Annotated in this window: 16 protein-coding genes; 9 read left to right on the forward strand and 7 right to left on the reverse strand. The window is 72.5% G+C overall.

Annotation, left to right across the window (positions count from 1 at the left end; all coding sequences use genetic code 11):
- Positions 1–373 precede the first annotated feature (373 nt).
- Both A3IC_RS0120000 and A3IC_RS0120005 read left to right on the forward strand, forming a co-directional pair.
- Positions 374–670 carry a DUF6247 family protein gene (locus A3IC_RS0120000; RefSeq protein WP_020551825.1) on the forward strand — a complete coding sequence of 99 codons (297 nt, stop codon included), beginning with the start codon at positions 374–376 and terminating at the stop codon, positions 668–670.
- Complete coding sequence (locus A3IC_RS0120005) at positions 667–915, forward strand: type 2 periplasmic-binding domain-containing protein (RefSeq protein WP_020551826.1); 249 nt, start codon at positions 667–669, stop codon at positions 913–915. Before A3IC_RS0120000 ends, A3IC_RS0120005 begins: the two co-directional genes overlap by 4 nt.
- A gap of 123 nt (positions 916–1,038) precedes the next feature.
- On the opposite strand, the gene A3IC_RS66780 is transcribed toward A3IC_RS0120005, so the two are convergent.
- A complete protein-coding gene (locus A3IC_RS66780) occupies positions 1,039–1,659 on the reverse strand; it encodes a hypothetical protein (RefSeq protein WP_158696018.1) in 621 nt (206 codons plus the stop codon).
- A 256-nt stretch (positions 1,660–1,915) separates the two neighbouring features.
- Here A3IC_RS66780 and A3IC_RS55455 point away from each other — a divergent pair, with 256 nt between their 5' ends.
- Positions 1,916–2,848: a sigma-70 family RNA polymerase sigma factor gene (locus A3IC_RS55455; RefSeq protein ID WP_020551828.1), complete on the forward strand. Its 933-nt coding sequence runs from the start codon at positions 1,916–1,918 to the stop codon at positions 2,846–2,848.
- 110 nt (positions 2,849–2,958) lie between these two features.
- Here A3IC_RS55455 and A3IC_RS0120020 read toward each other — a convergent pair whose 3' ends face one another.
- The 4 genes from A3IC_RS0120020 to A3IC_RS69735 all read right to left on the reverse strand — a co-directional run bounded on the left by A3IC_RS0120020 (position 2,959) and on the right by A3IC_RS69735 (position 6,452).
- The gene (locus A3IC_RS0120020; RefSeq protein WP_020551829.1) at positions 2,959–3,669 is read right to left on the reverse strand and encodes a response regulator; all 711 of its coding nucleotides are present in this window, start codon (positions 3,667–3,669) and stop codon (positions 2,959–2,961) included.
- Positions 3,666–5,060, reverse strand: coding sequence for a sensor histidine kinase (locus tag A3IC_RS55460; protein ID WP_020551830.1), 1,395 nt, complete (start codon positions 5,058–5,060; stop codon positions 3,666–3,668). The genes A3IC_RS0120020 and A3IC_RS55460 overlap by 4 nt, the downstream gene beginning before the upstream one ends.
- A 111-nt stretch (positions 5,061–5,171) precedes the next feature.
- On the reverse strand, positions 5,172–5,711 hold the full coding sequence (locus A3IC_RS62445) for a hypothetical protein (protein WP_020551831.1): 540 nt from the start codon (positions 5,709–5,711) through the stop codon (positions 5,172–5,174).
- Between the two features lie 585 nt (positions 5,712–6,296).
- Positions 6,297–6,452: a hypothetical protein gene (locus A3IC_RS69735; RefSeq protein WP_169400934.1), complete on the reverse strand. Its 156-nt coding sequence runs from the start codon at positions 6,450–6,452 to the stop codon at positions 6,297–6,299.
- Positions 6,453–6,687: 235 nt separating this feature from the next.
- Here A3IC_RS69735 and A3IC_RS0120040 point away from each other — a divergent pair, with 235 nt between their 5' ends.
- A complete protein-coding gene (locus A3IC_RS0120040) occupies positions 6,688–6,978 on the forward strand; it encodes a VOC family protein (protein WP_020551833.1) in 291 nt (96 codons plus the stop codon).
- An 82-nt stretch (positions 6,979–7,060) separates the two neighbouring features.
- On the opposite strand, the gene A3IC_RS68770 is transcribed toward A3IC_RS0120040, so the two are convergent.
- Positions 7,061–7,495: an SRPBCC family protein gene (locus A3IC_RS68770; protein ID WP_158696019.1), complete on the reverse strand. Its 435-nt coding sequence runs from the start codon at positions 7,493–7,495 to the stop codon at positions 7,061–7,063.
- 327 nt (positions 7,496–7,822) lie between these two features.
- Here A3IC_RS68770 and A3IC_RS68775 point away from each other — a divergent pair, with 327 nt between their 5' ends.
- Positions 7,823–8,245, forward strand: coding sequence for an EboA domain-containing protein (locus A3IC_RS68775; protein WP_020551835.1), 423 nt, complete (start codon positions 7,823–7,825; stop codon positions 8,243–8,245).
- Positions 8,246–8,419: 174 nt separating this feature from the next.
- On the opposite strand, the gene A3IC_RS62450 is transcribed toward A3IC_RS68775, so the two are convergent.
- Positions 8,420–10,648, reverse strand: a complete 2,229-nt coding sequence (locus tag A3IC_RS62450) for an SDR family oxidoreductase (protein WP_020551836.1) — start codon at positions 10,646–10,648, stop codon at positions 8,420–8,422.
- 431 nt (positions 10,649–11,079) lie between these two features.
- On the opposite strand from A3IC_RS62450, the gene A3IC_RS0120060 reads away from it, so the two are divergent.
- From A3IC_RS0120060 to A3IC_RS0120075, 4 genes are all read left to right on the forward strand, one after another.
- The gene (locus A3IC_RS0120060) at positions 11,080–11,991 is read left to right on the forward strand and encodes an MEDS domain-containing protein (protein ID WP_020551837.1); all 912 of its coding nucleotides are present in this window, start codon (positions 11,080–11,082) and stop codon (positions 11,989–11,991) included.
- Positions 11,988–12,542, forward strand: a complete 555-nt coding sequence (locus tag A3IC_RS0120065; RefSeq protein ID WP_020551838.1) for an ATP-binding protein — start codon at positions 11,988–11,990, stop codon at positions 12,540–12,542. The genes A3IC_RS0120060 and A3IC_RS0120065 overlap by 4 nt, the downstream gene beginning before the upstream one ends.
- A 14-nt stretch (positions 12,543–12,556) precedes the next feature.
- Positions 12,557–13,990 carry a hypothetical protein gene (locus A3IC_RS0120070; protein WP_158696020.1) on the forward strand — a complete coding sequence of 478 codons (1,434 nt, stop codon included), beginning with the start codon at positions 12,557–12,559 and terminating at the stop codon, positions 13,988–13,990.
- A gap of 67 nt (positions 13,991–14,057) precedes the next feature.
- Positions 14,058–15,200: an FAD-dependent monooxygenase gene (locus A3IC_RS0120075; protein WP_026218494.1), complete on the forward strand. Its 1,143-nt coding sequence runs from the start codon at positions 14,058–14,060 to the stop codon at positions 15,198–15,200.
- The last annotated feature ends 25 nt before the right edge of the window (positions 15,201–15,225 follow it).

Consider the following 15,225-nt stretch of genomic DNA (forward strand, 5'->3'; position numbering starts at 1 on the left):
TCGGGGTGCCCGAGATCAAGGTCGGCCGGGCGTTCAAGGTGCTCTACCGCTGAGCTACCGCCGGCGAACCGGCGACCGGGACTCGAACCCGGGACTGCCCCATTATCAGTGGAAGAAATCCCGGCCTGCGCACCGGGCACCCCGACATTGGTCCTCCCGAGATCATGACCACGCCCGGTCGGGACTGTGTCCCATCGTCCTTGAAATGGAAGTAACCGGTCGTGTGCGCACCGGGAGGTGCGTTGCTTCGTCGGGAAGCCTAGGCGGATCGGGTCGTCGGGGACATCGATTTTCGGCGTGCCGAGGTGCCGGAGGGGTCGGTGGTGCGACGCTGGGTTGCATGACCGCACCTCGTGATCCATCCGCTCCGGACGTGACCATCCTTACCGGCGGCGCGCTGTGGCCCACGCCGGGGCAGTTGCGCGCCGAGCTGCCGGACGGGGCGCGGGAGCAGTTCGAGGACGAGTACGGCCGGGCGCTGGACCACGCGCGCGACGCGGGGGATCTGGCCCAGCTCGCGAACGTGCTGATCCCGTGGCAGCGGCGGCTGGTGCACCACCGCAACGGGGACTACGAGGCCGTGTTGGAGCGGGCCCGGCGGATCCGAGACGGCGATCTGTCGGGCATCGTTCCGCCGCGGGTGGGCCGGTTGATCCGGGCACACCGGTGAACTATGGCGTCGAGTATCACGTCGAGGCGGAGGCGATCCGGCGCACCCTGCCGGCCGCCGCGCGTCGGGCCTGGGTCGAATTGGAGCGACGGTTGCGCAAGGACCCGTGGAATGCGGGCGCGCGGATGAGCGGCGGCCTCAAGGACACCCTGGAGGCGGCGTTCGCGGCGCACGGCTTCGCGACCTACATCGTGCAGGAGAACCGGGTGATGGTGAGCGTGATCAACCTGGTGTGGATCGGGTGAGCTTGGTGCCGGGTGCCGGGTGCCGGGTGCCGGGTGCCGGGTGCCGGGTGCCGGGACCGATGTCGGGTGCCGGTGTACGGAGGCCGGGTTCGGGCGGCACCGAGGAGGGTCCGGTGGGTCGGCTCAGTCGGTCGTGAGGGTGAAGTGGTGGGTGGGGAAGGTCAATGGGATGTCGCTCGGGCCGGTCGGGCAGGTCGCGTGCAGGGTGCCGGCCGGGGTCAGGTCGAGGGTCCCGGCGCGGAAGGACCGCGGGACCTGGAACGCGAGTTCGACCGAGGCGAGGTAGGGGTCCGGCTGCGGCGAGGCGTTCAGGACCGGGACGCGGCGGCCGTCCGGGAGACGGAGCACCACCTCGTCGGCGAGCTTTTGGCCGTAGGCGAAGGTGCAGCCCGCCGGGTCGAAGCCGGTGGAGCCGCCGGCGGCGGTCGAGCGCAGTCGGGCGTGCAGGCCGATCAGGACGAACTTCGCACCCTGCGGAGCGGTGCCCACCTGCGGCAGGCGATCGGTGACCCGGGGCGGTTCCGGCGCGGTGGTGACGCCCACGGCCAACTCGAAGGTGACCGGGCGACCCTGCCATGACGTCGTGGCGGACACGACGCCGTCGGAATAGCCGGTGATCTCCCGATCCTGAGCCGCGGCCGCGGTGTCGCCGCAGGCCGCACAGCACGCGGCGGCGAGCAGGGCGAGGACGCTCGGCGGTACCGCGCCACGCCGCACGGGCATACTCCGCCGTGGCCTGGACACGCACTCTCCTCCTCGATCCTGGTTGCTCCGCCAATGCAACCAGGGGTTCGGCCGGGGGGACACCGTTGCGGGTGGATCGGCGGGAAGTCCCTCACAAGAGCCTCACCACCGACGCGGCGGTCGGCCGTGCGGGTGGATCCCGATCGGCGTGGTTGTGGCCCGGGGCATCGGGGCGACGGTTTCCGGGTGTCATATCGTCTGGAAACCGTCGGTCACAGCGCCGCGGGAACGGGAACGGGAACGGGAGAAACGAACGATGACGGAGCACGAATTGCTGGCCGAACGGTTCGAGGAGAACCGGAGCCACCTGCGGGCGGTGGCGTATCGCATGCTCGGCTCGCTCAGCGAGGCCGAGGACGCGGTCCAAGAGGCATGGCTGCGCCTGGATCGCTCCGACATCAGCGATGTGCACAACCTCGGCGGCTGGCTGACCACCGTGGTCGGCCGGGTGTGCCTGGACATGCTGCGCTCGCGCAAGTCCCGACGCGAGGACATGTGGGACACCCACGTGCCGGACCCGATCGTCTCCCGCGCGGACGGGACCGACCCCGAGGAACTCGCGGTACTCGCCGACTCGGTCGGACTGGCCATGCTGGTCGTGTTGGACACGCTCCCGCCCGCCGAGCGCTTGGCCTTCGTCCTGCACGACATGTTCGCGATGCCGTTCGACGACATCGCGCCGATCGTGGACAAGTCGACCGCGGCGACCCGACAGCTCGCCAGCCGGGCCCGGCGCAAGGTGCAGGGCGCCGCGCCCGAGCCGGACCTGCCCCGTCAACGCCGGATCGTGGACGCCTTCCTCGCCGCCTCCCGGGGCGGCGACTTCCAAGCCCTGCTGGACCTGCTCGACCCCGACGTGCTGCTCCGCGCCGACACCGGCGGCGGCCCGATCGGCGTGTCGCAACTGGTCCGCGGCGCCCGCGCGGTGGTCGAGCAGGCGCTGAGCTTCGCCCGCTTCGCGCAGTACGCCCGACCCGTGCTGATCAACGGCGCGCCGGGCCTGCTGAACGCGCCGGGGGGTCGTGCGTTCGGGGTGATGGACTTCACCATCGTCGGCGACAAGATCGTCGAGATCAACATCCTCGCCGACCCCACCCGCCTGGCTCGGCCCGAGATCGAGGAGCTGGCCGGTCCCACCGGGCCGGTCGACCCGAAGCTCGGGGGACTGCTGGGGCTGCCCACCGAATGAACCGGCGGACGCCGACCCGACGCGACCGCGTCGGGTCGGCGTCGGGCCGCCCGGATGCCGTCGACGGCTCGACTCCGCTGTGGGGTGGGCCGGTTCGGCTGTGGGACGGGTCAGTTCGGCGGGCCCGTGGTGCTCGGGTTGTTCGAAGCACCGGGGGTGCCCGGGGTGATCAGACCGCTCTCGTAGGCGAAGACCACCGCCTGGGCGCGGTCGCGCAGGTCGAGCTTGTCCAGGATGCGGCTCACGTGGGTCTTCACCGTTTGCTCGGCGAGTACGAGATGGGCGGCGATCTCGCCATTGGAGCGGCCCTGCGCGATCAGCCCGAGCACCTCGGTCTCGCGCGGGGTGAGGATGCCCAGTCGGGTCGAACTCGCGCGGGTGATCGGCCGGTTGCGGGCGAAGTCGGCGATCAGGCGCCGGGTGATCGAGGGCGCGAGCAGGGCGTCGCCGGCCGCGACGATCCGGACCGCGGCGATCAGGTCGGCCGGCGACGCGTCCTTGAGCAGGAAGCCGCTCGCGCCCGCGCGCAGCGCCTCGTAGACGTAGTCGTCGATGTCGAACGTGGTCAGCATCAACACCTTCGGCACCCGGTCGAACCCGCCCGGTTCGCCGAGCAGTTCGCGGGTCGCGGCCAGGCCGTCCAGGTTCGGCATCCGCACGTCCATCAGGACCACGTCGGGCCGGGTCTGCCTGGTCAATCGCACGGCCTCGCGGCCGTCGGCCGCCTCGCCGACCACCTCCAGGTCCGGCTGGGCCGCGAGCAGCGCGGCGAAGCCGGCGCGGATCATGGCCTGGTCGTCGGCGATCACTACGGTGGTCATGCCGCTCCGGGGGTGGTCGTGGCCGGCGTGGCGTCGGCCGGCGGTAGGGGAAGCATGGCAGCGACCCGGAAGCCGCCGTCGGGCAGCGCCTCGGTGTGCAACTCGCCGGCCAGCATGGCGGCCCGCTCGCGCATGCCGATCAGACCTTGGCCGGTGCCGGTGCCGGTGCCGCCCGGGCCGGAATCTGCGGTGTGGTCGTGGGTCTCGACGGGTCTGTTGGGCGCTCCCGCGCTTCCTCTCGCTCCCGGTGCCTCGGGCGTTCCGGATGCGCCGGCCGCTCCGGGTGATCCGGGCGCTTCGGGCGCTTCGGGCGCGGAGTTCACGACGGTGATCCGCAGCGCCGAGGCGTCGCCGGTCACGGTGACCCGAACCGTGGTGCCCGGCGCGTGCCGGACCACATTGCTCAGCGACTCCTGGACCAGCCGGTACGCGGACAGTTGTACGCCCACCGGCACCCGATCCGGCGTGGGCACGGTCTCCGCGACGGACAGGTGCGCGTCGAGGCCGGCCCGGTGCGCGGTCTCGATCAGCACCGGCAGTTCGGCCAGACCCGGTTGCGGGCTGACTTCGGCGCCGGCGTCCGTGTCCTGGCGCAGCACGTGCAGCAGGCGGCGCATCTCGGTGAGCGAGCGGCGCGCTTCGGCCGCGATCGAACCGAACTCGTCGGCGGCGGCGGGTGGCAGGTCGGCGATCCGATACGGAGCGCTGTCCGCCTGCACGGTGATCACCGACATGTGGTGGGCCACCACGTCGTGCAACTCGCGGGCGATCCTGGTGCGTTCCTCAAGGAGGGTACGCCGGGCGTGTTCGGCCTGGCTGATCTCCTCGACCACGACCAGCCGGCGCTGGGCGGCGCCTCGGCTGCCGATCGCCTCGGCGGTGAGCGGGGCCAGCGCGGACAGGATCGTTATCGGCAGCAGGTCGCCGAGCCGGACCGGACCCCTGAGCACCACCAGGGCCGTGCCGGCCGCGAGCAGGATCAGCCACAGCGTGACCAGCACGCGGCGCGGCGCCCGCAGCGCGATCACGGTCAGCACCACGACCAGGCAGAACACCGAGGTCACCGCCCACGGCCACGGCTCGGAGTCGGACACCGGGTGGGTCGGCGCCGCCGTCGCGATCGCCGCGGCCAGCGCCAGCCACCAGGCGGCCAGCGGGCGATACAGGCACAGCAGGACCGGGAGCGCGCGGGCGATGGCGGCGACGGTCGCGCCGGGCGCCGACACGTCGTAGTGCTGGTACAGGTCGAGCCACCCGGCCACGGCGATCAGCAGCGCGGTCAGTGACAACACCCACGTCGTGCGGGGGGTGTGCGGCAGCGGGGCCACCGCGTCCGGCGACATCGCCTCGCGCAGCGCGGCCAGGACGGTCGAGGGTCGAACGATCTTCACGGTTGGTGATGGTATGCCCGGAGAGCCCGGTCGGTCGGGCGGGGCGAGGACGGCGCTCATGGCGATCTCCGGGGTGGGGGCGAACGGGCGTACGGTCGGCGGACGCGCGGATCAGGCCGGTGACACGAACGTCCGGCGGGCCAGGCCCGCCTGTACGTCGGTGAGCGCCTTGATCAGGCACAGGCACACCGCGAAGAAGGCGAGCCCGCCGATCGCGTGCACGGCCCGGACCCCGCCCAGGGTCGGTCCGCCCCACGCGTCGTGATAGTCGCCGTCGCCATACCGGATCGGGTAGGTCAGGTTGCGGAGTGTGTTGCCGTACGCGTACCCGGCCAGGACCAGGGTCGGGATGCCCAGCGCGGCGTCGGGAACGCTGTGGCCAAGCACCCGGAGCGCACCGGGGGCGGCCCGATCGGTTGCCTCGCCCAACCGCGGATCCAGGAACCGCCGGGCCGCCGCGAGTCGCAGTCGAGCCGCGCGGGACGACCCACCGGTGAGCACCAGGCCGATGCTCAACAGGCCCAGCGGCAGTGCGATCAGTGCGTACGCGGAGCGTCGGGCGGCGTGGCGCGGCGAATCGGGCGCGAATCGGCGCAGGACGCGCCGCGAGCGGACGGGGACGGGGGCGTGGCGGGCCGGGGTGAGCGTCATGGCGAGGTCCTTGGGGCGTGCCCACGAGTACGCGGTACGTGCTGTTCGGTACGCGGGCGGTCGGTGCGCGATGCGCGGCGCGCGGGTGCCGGCTTCGGCACCGTGTTTCCCAAGGTAGGAGCGGGCGCGGCGGTGGACATCACACTGCGGCGCCAACTCCGGAGTGATACCGCGGTAGGGGGTCGGCCGACCGGCGGGTTCGGAGCCGGTGACGCGCGATGGGCGGCATGCCCGGGCGACATCGCGCGGGTCGGTACGCCGGACCCGGGCGGTCGGGGCCGCGAAGGGGAGAGAGGTCGGGCGGCGGCCTGCGGCGCCGGGCAACGACCGGGCCGCCGGGTCAACCGAACGGTGACCCGGGCCGATGTGAGAAGAGGATCGGCCCGCCGAGATCCAGGCGGCTGCGGAGACCGGGACTCGAGGCCCCGTACATTTCACCGCCCTTGCGGGCTCCATGGAGTATCCGCGACCTACGCACCGGTGGGCCGACCGGAACCGTAGCGTGCCGGGCCGGCTCGGGGCCAGGCAATTGACGGGTGCCCGGCGCCTCCGGGCGACCGTCGGGGTTTCGCGACGGTCGTCCGGTCAGGACGAGTGCGTCTGCGCCTCGGCGTCCTTCTTGGCGTAGTGCTCACGCTCGCGCCGGTCCGCTCGCAAAATGCCGCGGATCACGAACGTGAAGCCGGCCGCGACCACGAGGAAAGGGGTGAGTTCGGCGAAGGCGCCGAGGGCGTTCAACACGATGACTCCCATGGGTGGTGCAGCCGCACGACCGTGCCACCGGCCGAACCGGTCGCACGAACCGCAGCCGGTCCGCTCCGCCGTTCGTCCTCCGAGCGGCGGCACAACACTACCGCCCACGCCGAGGTCGACCGTCGGCGACCACGCGTCGGCCGTCGGTTGTCGTTCGCGCCGAGGACCGGTCGACCTCGGGAGGACCGCATGGTCGTGGGGCGGCCGTGCTTGACTGACCGGCATGTCGCTGGGCCTGATCGTCCTCTATACGTCCCGACTCGACGCGTGCCGCGACTTCTACGGGTCGCTCGGCCTCGATCTCGTCCGCGAGCGCCACGGCGCCGGACCCGAGCACTACGCGGCGACGCTTGCCGACGGCGTCGTGGTCGAGCTCTATCCGGCGCGGCCCGATCGGCTCACCGGGTACCTGCGACTCGGCTTGACCCTGGACACCTCGCTGCTCCCACCGGGGCGGCACCGGCTGACCGACCCGGACGGGCGAGTCGTCGACGTCTCGGTGATCCGCGGGTGACCCGGTTGCGGGCCTGTCGCCCGGCCTGTTTGCCGGTTCGATTGCCGGTCCGATTGCCGAGCCGCCGGGTCGTCGGGCGTGGTCAGCGGGGGCCGCCGGCGGCTTCGGTGAAGCGGCGGAGGTCTTCGACATGGGCGCCCCAGCCGTCGCGGTGCGCGGCGGCGAGACTCGGGCCGTCCGGGAGGTGGTTCCAGCCGGTCTCGCGGACCCGGAGCTGGGTGCCCGGGCGTGCCCGGGTCAGCTCGATGGTCACCGTCGTGGACACCGCCCAGTCGTCGTCGGCCCAGGTGAACCGCAGCATCCGGCACGGGTCGAGCGCCTCCACGCGGCCGGTGGTCAGGCGGGCCTCGCCGTTGGCCCCGCTCCAGCGCTCGGACAGCCGACCGTTCACCCGCGCGTCCAGATCCAGGTAGCTCCACCACAAGGCGCGCGTGTCCGGGTCCACGAGGGCACGCCAGACCGCCTCGGCGGGCGCGGCGATCACGACACTGACCTCGACGAGCGGTTCACGAACCATGAACCAACGGTAGATCTCGCGAACGCCCACGTCAGCCCGCTGACGGTTCGCGAACGGTTCGCTGAAGGTCAAGTTTGCGCCGTGTGCGCGCCGCGTGCGCCTCCGCGGCCGGAGGGTGCTGCCGCGATGTGGCCGGTACCGGGCGCGCAGGCGATGGTTTGTGGGCGATTCATGGCTTTCGCCGGAAAAAGCGAACCGGCTTGAAACGCCCGCTGTCGCCGGCCGATGCGCCCGCCCGCGATTCGTCGATTGGCGATCACCGTGGATGGGGAACGCACAGCCACGGATGCGTAATCCGCATCGCCGGCCATCGGGAGGAATCCGCCCATGCCCCACCCGCCGATCGCAGCTCTGCGAAGCGCGTTCACCGCGTCCGCCAAACCGGGCAGCCAGGACTGGCCCACCCTCGCCGACTTCACCGTGTTCGCCGCAGCCGGCCGCGCATGCGGCCGGGCCCCGCTGATCGGGCTGCCCGGCTGGACCTGCGACGACGCCGCGCGCGTGCTGGCCCTGGCCGAACTGGCGGCGCGCACCCCCGAGGTCGACCTGTCCGCCCATCTGCGCACCCTGTACTGGCGCGGCGACGCGCACGAACGCCGGGCCGTGCTGCGCGCGTTGCCCTACCTCTCGGTCGCCCGGCGGGACCCGGCGCTGGCCACCGCCCTGGTCGAAGACGCACTCCGCACCGGCGACCCCCAGCTGATCGCCGCCGCCCGCTTCGCCGGAGTCGCCACCTCCGAGCCGGGGTAGCCGGACCACCCCCGACGGTCCGACGAGTACTCGGCGCGGCCACACGCGGGTCCCGCAACGTTGACGTCGGCCACCCTGCCACCCCACGGCCGGGGGGCCGACCCCGCCCCAACCGGATCCGCCGCCCCGCTGCGGACTACGGCCCCGGCTCGGGAGAAGCTCCCGCGCGAAGCCTCAGAGCGTGAGTTCGTCCAGCGCCGTCGACCACGACGCGCACAAGGACTCGGCCAACCCCGCGGTCAGGCCGGTGTCGACCACGGCGCTCACGCACAGGGAGTCCTCGAACATGGCGAGAAACATCCCGAACGGCATGCCCTGGGGCATGCCGTCGAAGGGGATCGCGCCGATCATCGGCGACCCGCGGAACGCGTACGGTCCACGCAACCACTGGTGGACCGGGCCCGCCGCCAGGTCCACCTGCCACGGCGACGTCGCCGCCCGCAGGTTCCACCGCGCCCCGGATGCCGGATGCGCCGCCCTGAGCGCCTCCTTGACCAGGGCCAGCCGGCGCGCCGGGTCCGCCTGATTGCACGGCAGCCGTACCCGGGTGGGCCGGGCATGGCCGCCCGGCTCCGTGAGGTCCGCGTCGCCGTCGGCGGAGGGGGCCGGTACGAGGGCCCAGACCGGTCGCGGCCTGCGTCGCCACGGGACGCCCGCGCAGTCCCGCAGCGCGCCCGCGAGCGCGGCGAGGAACAACTCGTCCGGGGTGGCCTCGGCCGTACGCAGTCGCTCGGCGTCCAGACTCAGCCGGCCCAGGTGCCGCGTGCCGGTCAGCCCCCGTGTGGCGAACGGCCGGGTGGACGGCGGGATCAGACGTCGCACGCGGGCGCGCGCGCCGGGGTCGCCGGCCGCGTGCGGGTGCGCCGGCGCGATGTCGATCGGCTCGACGCCGAACAGCCGCCGACTCACCTCGACCAACGACGCGCCGTCGAGCAGAGAGGGGTGCGCCTTGACGATCACCGCCCATTCGTCGTGCGCATGGCCGTGGACGAGCCGGGTCTCCCACAGCGGCCGATCCCGCGGCAGCCGATCCGCCAGCGCGGCGTCCACCGCCACGTCGAGGCGATCCGGGCCGACCTGTTGCACGTGTACATGCCGGGCCGGATCCACCGGGCCGCGTCGGCGATACCCGCCCTCCATGCGGTACGCCAGCATGGGCACCCGCCACAGCCGCGCCGCCACCCCCTCGCGCAGGTCCTCGACGGTCGGCACGAGGCCCCGAAAGCGCAGTACGCACCCGAGTTCGACCGACCCGGTCTGCTCCGCGTCTCCGTGCTCCGGGCGCGCGTGCGGCCGGCCGCCGGTCCGCAGCCCACTGCGACCCGGCCGGACGCAGTCCACCAGGTAGTCGCGATCGATCCCGACGGCCGAGCGCGGCTCGCCGAGCAGCGCCCGCACGCCCGAGTCGTCGTAGCCTCGACGGTGCGTCAGATACGGCGTGGACGCCAGGTGCGCCTCCGCGAGCCGCTCCGCCCCGGTCGGCTCGATGGGCGGCTCGGTCACGAACCGCAGCCGGACCGGCAGGAATTCGGCCAATACCTCGTGAACGACCTCGACCGGCACATCGTGCGGATGCCGTACATGGAAGACATCCACACCACCGCCCCCGGCGACGTCGGCGAGCCGGGTCATCACCCGTGCGGCCTCGTGGACCGGCATGAAGTTGAGTCGGCCCTCCGGCGCCGAGACCACTCGCACCACCGGCCGCACCCGCTGCGGCAACCGCGCCGCCCAGCCCAGTGCCGCGCAACCGCCGGTCACCTCCGCTCGTTCGACCATGTATCGCAAGGCATTTCTCGGCAAACCCGGCCGGTCGGAGACCAGCGTGGTCGGCCGGAAGATCATCGCCGACCGGCCCAGGCGTGCGGCCCAGTCCCGGACGAGCAGCTCGGCCTCGTACCTGGACCGCTCGTAGTCGTTCTCGAAACCGTCGGCGTCATCCGACAGCTCCTCCTTCACCGTGCCCTCGCGCCGGGATCCGGCCACATACGCGGTGCTGATGTGCAACAAGCGCGGTCGGCGCCGCCCGATCTCCGCCAATTCCAGAAGGTGCCGGGTGCCTTCGACGTTGACCGGGCGCAGGTCGGCCAACGTGGCGTCGACCCGGCGATCGCCGGCGCAGTGCCAGATCACGTCGACCGAGTCGGCCAGCGAAGTGAAGTTTGCTCGGAGCAGACCCAGTCGAGGCAGCGTCAGATCGGTCTCGACGATCCGCAGCCGTTCGGGGAGCCGCCGCACCAACTCGTCCGGAGCGGCGCTGACTTCCAGAAAGGCCCGAATCCGGTCCATCGTGCCGCGCGAGCCGGAGTGGGACAGCACGGTGATCGTGCGGTGTCGGTCGAGTAGCTCGCGGAGCAGATGGAGGCCGAGGAATCCGGTGGCTCCGGTGATGGCAACGCGCATGAATCAACAAGCTCCTTGCAGTTCTTCCGGATGGCCCGACGGGGCGTCGTGTCGGCCGTGTCGACGCGCGGCGAGTCCGGCCCGATGGCGCGCTGCGCCGGGGCACGCGTGATCAATGTCTTCCCTGGACGGGTGGGTTCGTCAGGACGCTAGTCGCCCAACGGTCGGCACCCGGGTGGTATTGGGCCAACCGGTGTGTCGGCATCACCCGATCGGGTTTGCGATCGTAGGGAGGTTGATGCCGCGACTCGGGACCGGCCGAGGTGGTGACCGGGAAGCAACGATTGTGCCTCCGCCGGTCGGCCGATACCCCCGAAAGAAGCTTTCTTGACTGTTCTCGCTCGGCGGCACCGCTCGGTGGGTCTACGGTCTGGAGCGGGACGCGCGCCCGGGTCCGCCCGAGGCGCACCAGGACCGGGGGGCATACGCGGATGGACACTTCCCAGGCCGGGGCCACGGTGGCCGCGGTGGGATCGATGGCGTACGGAAGCCACTGCTGCTTCGTGTCGGCCGACGAGGAGATCGTCCGGCTCGCGGTGCACAGCTACGTTCGGGACGGTCTGTCCGCCGACGACCGGGTGTTGTGTCTGCTCGGTCGGCGGGACCGGACCTGGTTGATGAGTACGCTGTCCGAAGGACCCGCGTGGCCGGCCGAACGCGAGGCCGACGGCTCGCTCGTGGTCGTCGATGTCGGCGCGACGCCGCTGTGGGAAGGCGAGTTCTCCCCCGAGGGGATGGCGCAGACGTTCTTCGCGGCGGTGGAACAGGCACTCGCGGACGGCTTTCGGGGCCTGCGGGTATGCGGCGACATGACCTGGGGTCGGGCGGGCGGCGTCGCCTACGACGACCTGCACGAGTTCGAACGACTCGCGGGTCTGGGCCTGCCCGGCCGCCGGGCGATGGGCTTTTGCCTGTACGACCCGCGCGAGTTCAGCTCCGTCCAGGTCGACGCCCAGGAAAGCCTGCACCCGCTCGTCGCGGGTACCGGGCGTGCCCGTCCGCCCAGCCTCCAGGTCACCGACACGACAAAGGGCCTGCGGTTGATCGGCGAGGCCGACGTGGCGACCCGGGCCCTGTTGGAAGAGGCGCTGCGGCGGGCGACGGCGGCGCAGTCGGGACGCGATCTGGTGGTCGACCTGTCCGCACTGGAGTTCGCCGACCTGGGTGCGATGGAATCGTTGTACCGCACTGCCGCCGCGCTGGGCCCGGACCGGCGGTTGGTGCTGCGTGCCGCGGGTCCGGCCGTCCGCAAGGTGCTCGACCTGCTCGGCTGGAGCGGCGCCGGTGGCTTGGTCGTGGACGGGGACCGTCCGTCCGGGGAGCGTAGCGGGGGGACGCAGTGACCGGCCCGAACCACGATCGAGCCCGACCCGGCGGCGGCCCGGTGGAGGTGCTGCCCTTCGGCGCCTCGGACCTGTGCCTGGTGCGCACGATGGTGCGCCGGCACGCCGACGCGGTCGGTCTGGCCGACGACCGACCCGACTGTCTGGTCCTGGCGGTGCACGAGATCGCGGCGTGTGCGGTCACGGTCGGCTCGAAGCCGGCCCTGCTGCGCTGCGTGCCCCGGGCCGGGCAGGTGGTGTGTGAGATCCACGCGAGTGGCGAGGAGCACAACGGCTGCGGACGGCGGGCCTTTCCGCGGCTGACCGACAAACACGAGACCCCCGGCCGCGGCCTGTGGATCGCCCGCGCGCTGTGCGACGAGGTCGAAGTGGCGGAGTGCGCGCAGGGCGTGATGGTCCGGATGACCATGCACCTGACCGCGTCGGGGCACCCGGTCCCGGCCGAGCCGGCCGGGCGACCGGATGCGCGGAAGTCCGCGGCAGCGCCGGCGCGTGGGCCGAGCGCCCCTGAGGGTGGGCGCAATTCGCTGCGCCCACCCGGCCCGATATGACACCGTCGGGCGCGATGACGGATCAAGAGACGATCAGACGAGCCGTGACCTCGGGAGCGGCGGTCGCGGCCGGCCCGGAGCGCACGGCGATCTTCACGGCGGTGCGCGCCGATCGGGACGGACCGGTGACCCGGTTGCTGCTCGCGCTCGCCGACGCCGGAACGGTCGAGACGCGGGTGAGCGCGATCGAACTGCTCCACTCGCTGGCCGAGTTCGGGCGCACGTGGCCGGTCGTCGCCGAGCGCGCCGCGGTGTACGTGGTGGACGCGGAGCCCGGCGTGCGGGTCGCGGCGGTGGCGCTGTTCGTGGCGACACAGGATGCCGAGACGGTGTCGTCACGGTTGCCGGACCTGGCCGATCCGGATGTGCGGGTGGCGGGCGTGACGGCCCTGCTCGGTCGGGCCGGTGCGTTCGAGGACGTGCTCACGGGGCTGCTGGAGGACGGCGATCCGGCGGTGCGGGTACTCGCGGCGCTGGGACTGCTGGGCACGGAGGGCGTGCCGTGGGCGTGGGTACAGGCGCTGGACGAGGCGATCGCGGCCGATCTGCCGACGGCGGTGCGTCGGGTCGGGCTCGGCGCTCGGTCCTGGGGTTCGGCCTGGGCGTGGCGGTTGGGTCGCAACGATCACGAGGAAGAGTGCCACCGCGTCGTGCGACTGCTCCTCGCGGCCGAGGACGCGGGTGTGCGGTGGGTCGGTCTGGACATGGCGTCGGCGGCGATTCGGTTGTGGCGTACCGCCCCGGTCGAGCTGTTGCCCGCCCTGACCGAGGTCGCGGCCGGTGGGGACCCGGCGCTTCGCGCGGAGACGCTGCGGGTGGCGCGGTTGTCGGGCGACCTGTGGCGGGCGGCGGTCGAGCTGTGGGCGGCGGACGCGGACGACGTCGGACGGGCGCTGTCGGACGAACCGGGTGCGCCGGCACCGATCGAGGCGCATGTGCCGGAGTTGCACGCGGTCTTCGCCGCCCGACGGCCGCCCGGCGGGCGATCGGACGTCGAGCCATGGTTGGCGGAACAGCCGATCGACGTGGTCGAGTCCCGGCGCCGGGTCGGCCGGGCGCTGATCGGGCTGATGGCGTGCGGTGGGTTGACCGAGCGTCAGGGCCGGCAGGCGATGGCCCTGTTCGAGTCCGAGTCGGTGCTCAAGTACGAGTTGGCGGGGGTCGTTTGGCGACTGCGGGGTGCCGTGGACGCCGACATCGCCGAGCGTCTCGTCGCCGAATTGTCCGCGGTCGCCGGTGATCAGTACGTGGGCGCACACGCGCTGCCGGTGCTCGCCGACATGGGGCGGCACGCGGTCGGTGCGTTGCCGCGGCTGACCGCGTTGATCGAGGATCGGCGTCGGCTTCCGGTCGACGACGGCAGCGCGGAAGCCGAGATTCGGTTCGACGAAACCAGGCGAGCCCAACTGGTCGTTGTCCGTGATCGGATCATCGCCGACATCCCGTAGGGTCCTTCCGGACGCAAGCGCGTTCGGGCATCCGTACGAAGTCGGATGCGGACAAGGGGAGATGGGCATGCCGATAGGCAGGGTCGCCGTGGTCGGCGGAAGTATCACGGGCTGCGCCTTCGCGCTGGCGGCGGCGCGCGGCGGGGCCGAGGTCACCGTGTACGAGCGCACCACCGGCGAACTCGCCGACCGAGGTGTGGGCATCGCGTTGCACGTCGACCGCTACGTGGAACTGGAGGCCGCCGGCTACATCGACGACAGCACCCCCTGGCGCAACGTGGTCGGGCGCCAATGGCTCGTCGACGACGGGAGTTCGCCCCGGGGCCGGCTGCTCTGGGACCAGTCGGCCGCGTTCCGGATGTACAACTGGGGCCAGTTGTGGCAGGGGTTGCGACGCCGGGTGCCGGCCGAGGTGGACTACCGCGGCGGCACGCCGGTCACCCTGGGCGCGGACGGCGAGGTGGTGCTGCCGGACGGCACTCGGGAGCACTACGACGTGGTGGTCGGCGCCGACGGGTACGGCTCCGCCGTGCGTACCGCGCTGTTCCCGGCCGCCGTGCCGCAATACGCGGGCTACACGATGTGGCGCGGGAGTTGCGCGTGGGAGCACGAGCCGCTCGACCACCTGATCTCGGTCTGCATCCCGAACGGCCAGGGCGTGATGTACCGCATTCCCGGCAGTGCGGGCGACCGGATGTCGTGGGGCCTGTACAGCGCCGTGGGCGGTACGGACAACCCGCGGCCGGCTCTGTTGGAACTGGCCCGCAAGTACTTCCCGCCGTTCTGGGCCGACCTGGTGACCGCCACCCCCGAGAGCGAGACGTTGATCCAGCCGATCAACGACCTGGTGGTGGACGCCTATACGAGCGGCCGCGCGCTGGTCGCCGGGGATGCGGCGGCGATCGCCCGCCCGCACGTGGCCAGTGGCGCGGTCAAGGGCATCCAGGACGCGGTGGCCTTCGAGACCGCGTGCCGGGAGGTGGGCCGGGACGGTTCGTGGGACGAGGTGCTGGCGCGCTATCAGGCGGAGCGTCACCCGGCGGGCGCGGACCTGGTCCGGGTGGCCCGGGCGATGGGCTACGCGATGGTCGAGGACACCCCGGACTGGACCGTCATGACGCCGGAGCACATGGTCGACTGGTGGGCGGCACAGCATGCGGACGACGGCTTCGGCGGCCATGCGCTGGGTGCCTCGATCGGCAGTCGGTGACCCGGTGACCCGGTGGGCCGAGCGG

The organism is Embleya scabrispora DSM 41855 (genome assembly GCF_000372745.1).
GTDB lineage: Bacteria > Actinomycetota > Actinomycetes > Streptomycetales > Streptomycetaceae > Embleya > Embleya scabrispora.

What these genes read in the sequence shown, in the direction of transcription:
- A3IC_RS55455 (WP_020551828.1), top strand. Translation starts at nt 1,916, where the DNA reads ATGACGGAGCACGAATTGCTGGCCGAACGGTTCGAGGAGAACCGGAGC.
- A3IC_RS0120020 (WP_020551829.1), bottom strand. Translation starts at nt 3,669, where the DNA reads ATGACCACCGTAGTGATCGCCGACGACCAGGCCATGATCCGCGCCGGC.
- A3IC_RS62445 (WP_020551831.1), bottom strand. Translation starts at nt 5,711, where the DNA reads ATGACGCTCACCCCGGCCCGCCACGCCCCCGTCCCCGTCCGCTCGCGG.
- A3IC_RS0120040 (WP_020551833.1), top strand. Translation starts at nt 6,688, where the DNA reads ATGTCGCTGGGCCTGATCGTCCTCTATACGTCCCGACTCGACGCGTGC.
- A3IC_RS68770 (WP_158696019.1), bottom strand. Translation starts at nt 7,495, where the DNA reads ATGGTTCGTGAACCGCTCGTCGAGGTCAGTGTCGTGATCGCCGCGCCC.
- A3IC_RS68775 (WP_020551835.1), top strand. Translation starts at nt 7,823, where the DNA reads ATGCCCCACCCGCCGATCGCAGCTCTGCGAAGCGCGTTCACCGCGTCC.
- A3IC_RS62450 (WP_020551836.1), bottom strand. Translation starts at nt 10,648, where the DNA reads ATGCGCGTTGCCATCACCGGAGCCACCGGATTCCTCGGCCTCCATCTG.
- A3IC_RS0120060 (WP_020551837.1), top strand. Translation starts at nt 11,080, where the DNA reads ATGGACACTTCCCAGGCCGGGGCCACGGTGGCCGCGGTGGGATCGATG.
- A3IC_RS0120070 (WP_158696020.1), top strand. Translation starts at nt 12,557, where the DNA reads ATGACGGATCAAGAGACGATCAGACGAGCCGTGACCTCGGGAGCGGCG.
- A3IC_RS0120075 (WP_026218494.1), top strand. Translation starts at nt 14,058, where the DNA reads ATGCCGATAGGCAGGGTCGCCGTGGTCGGCGGAAGTATCACGGGCTGC.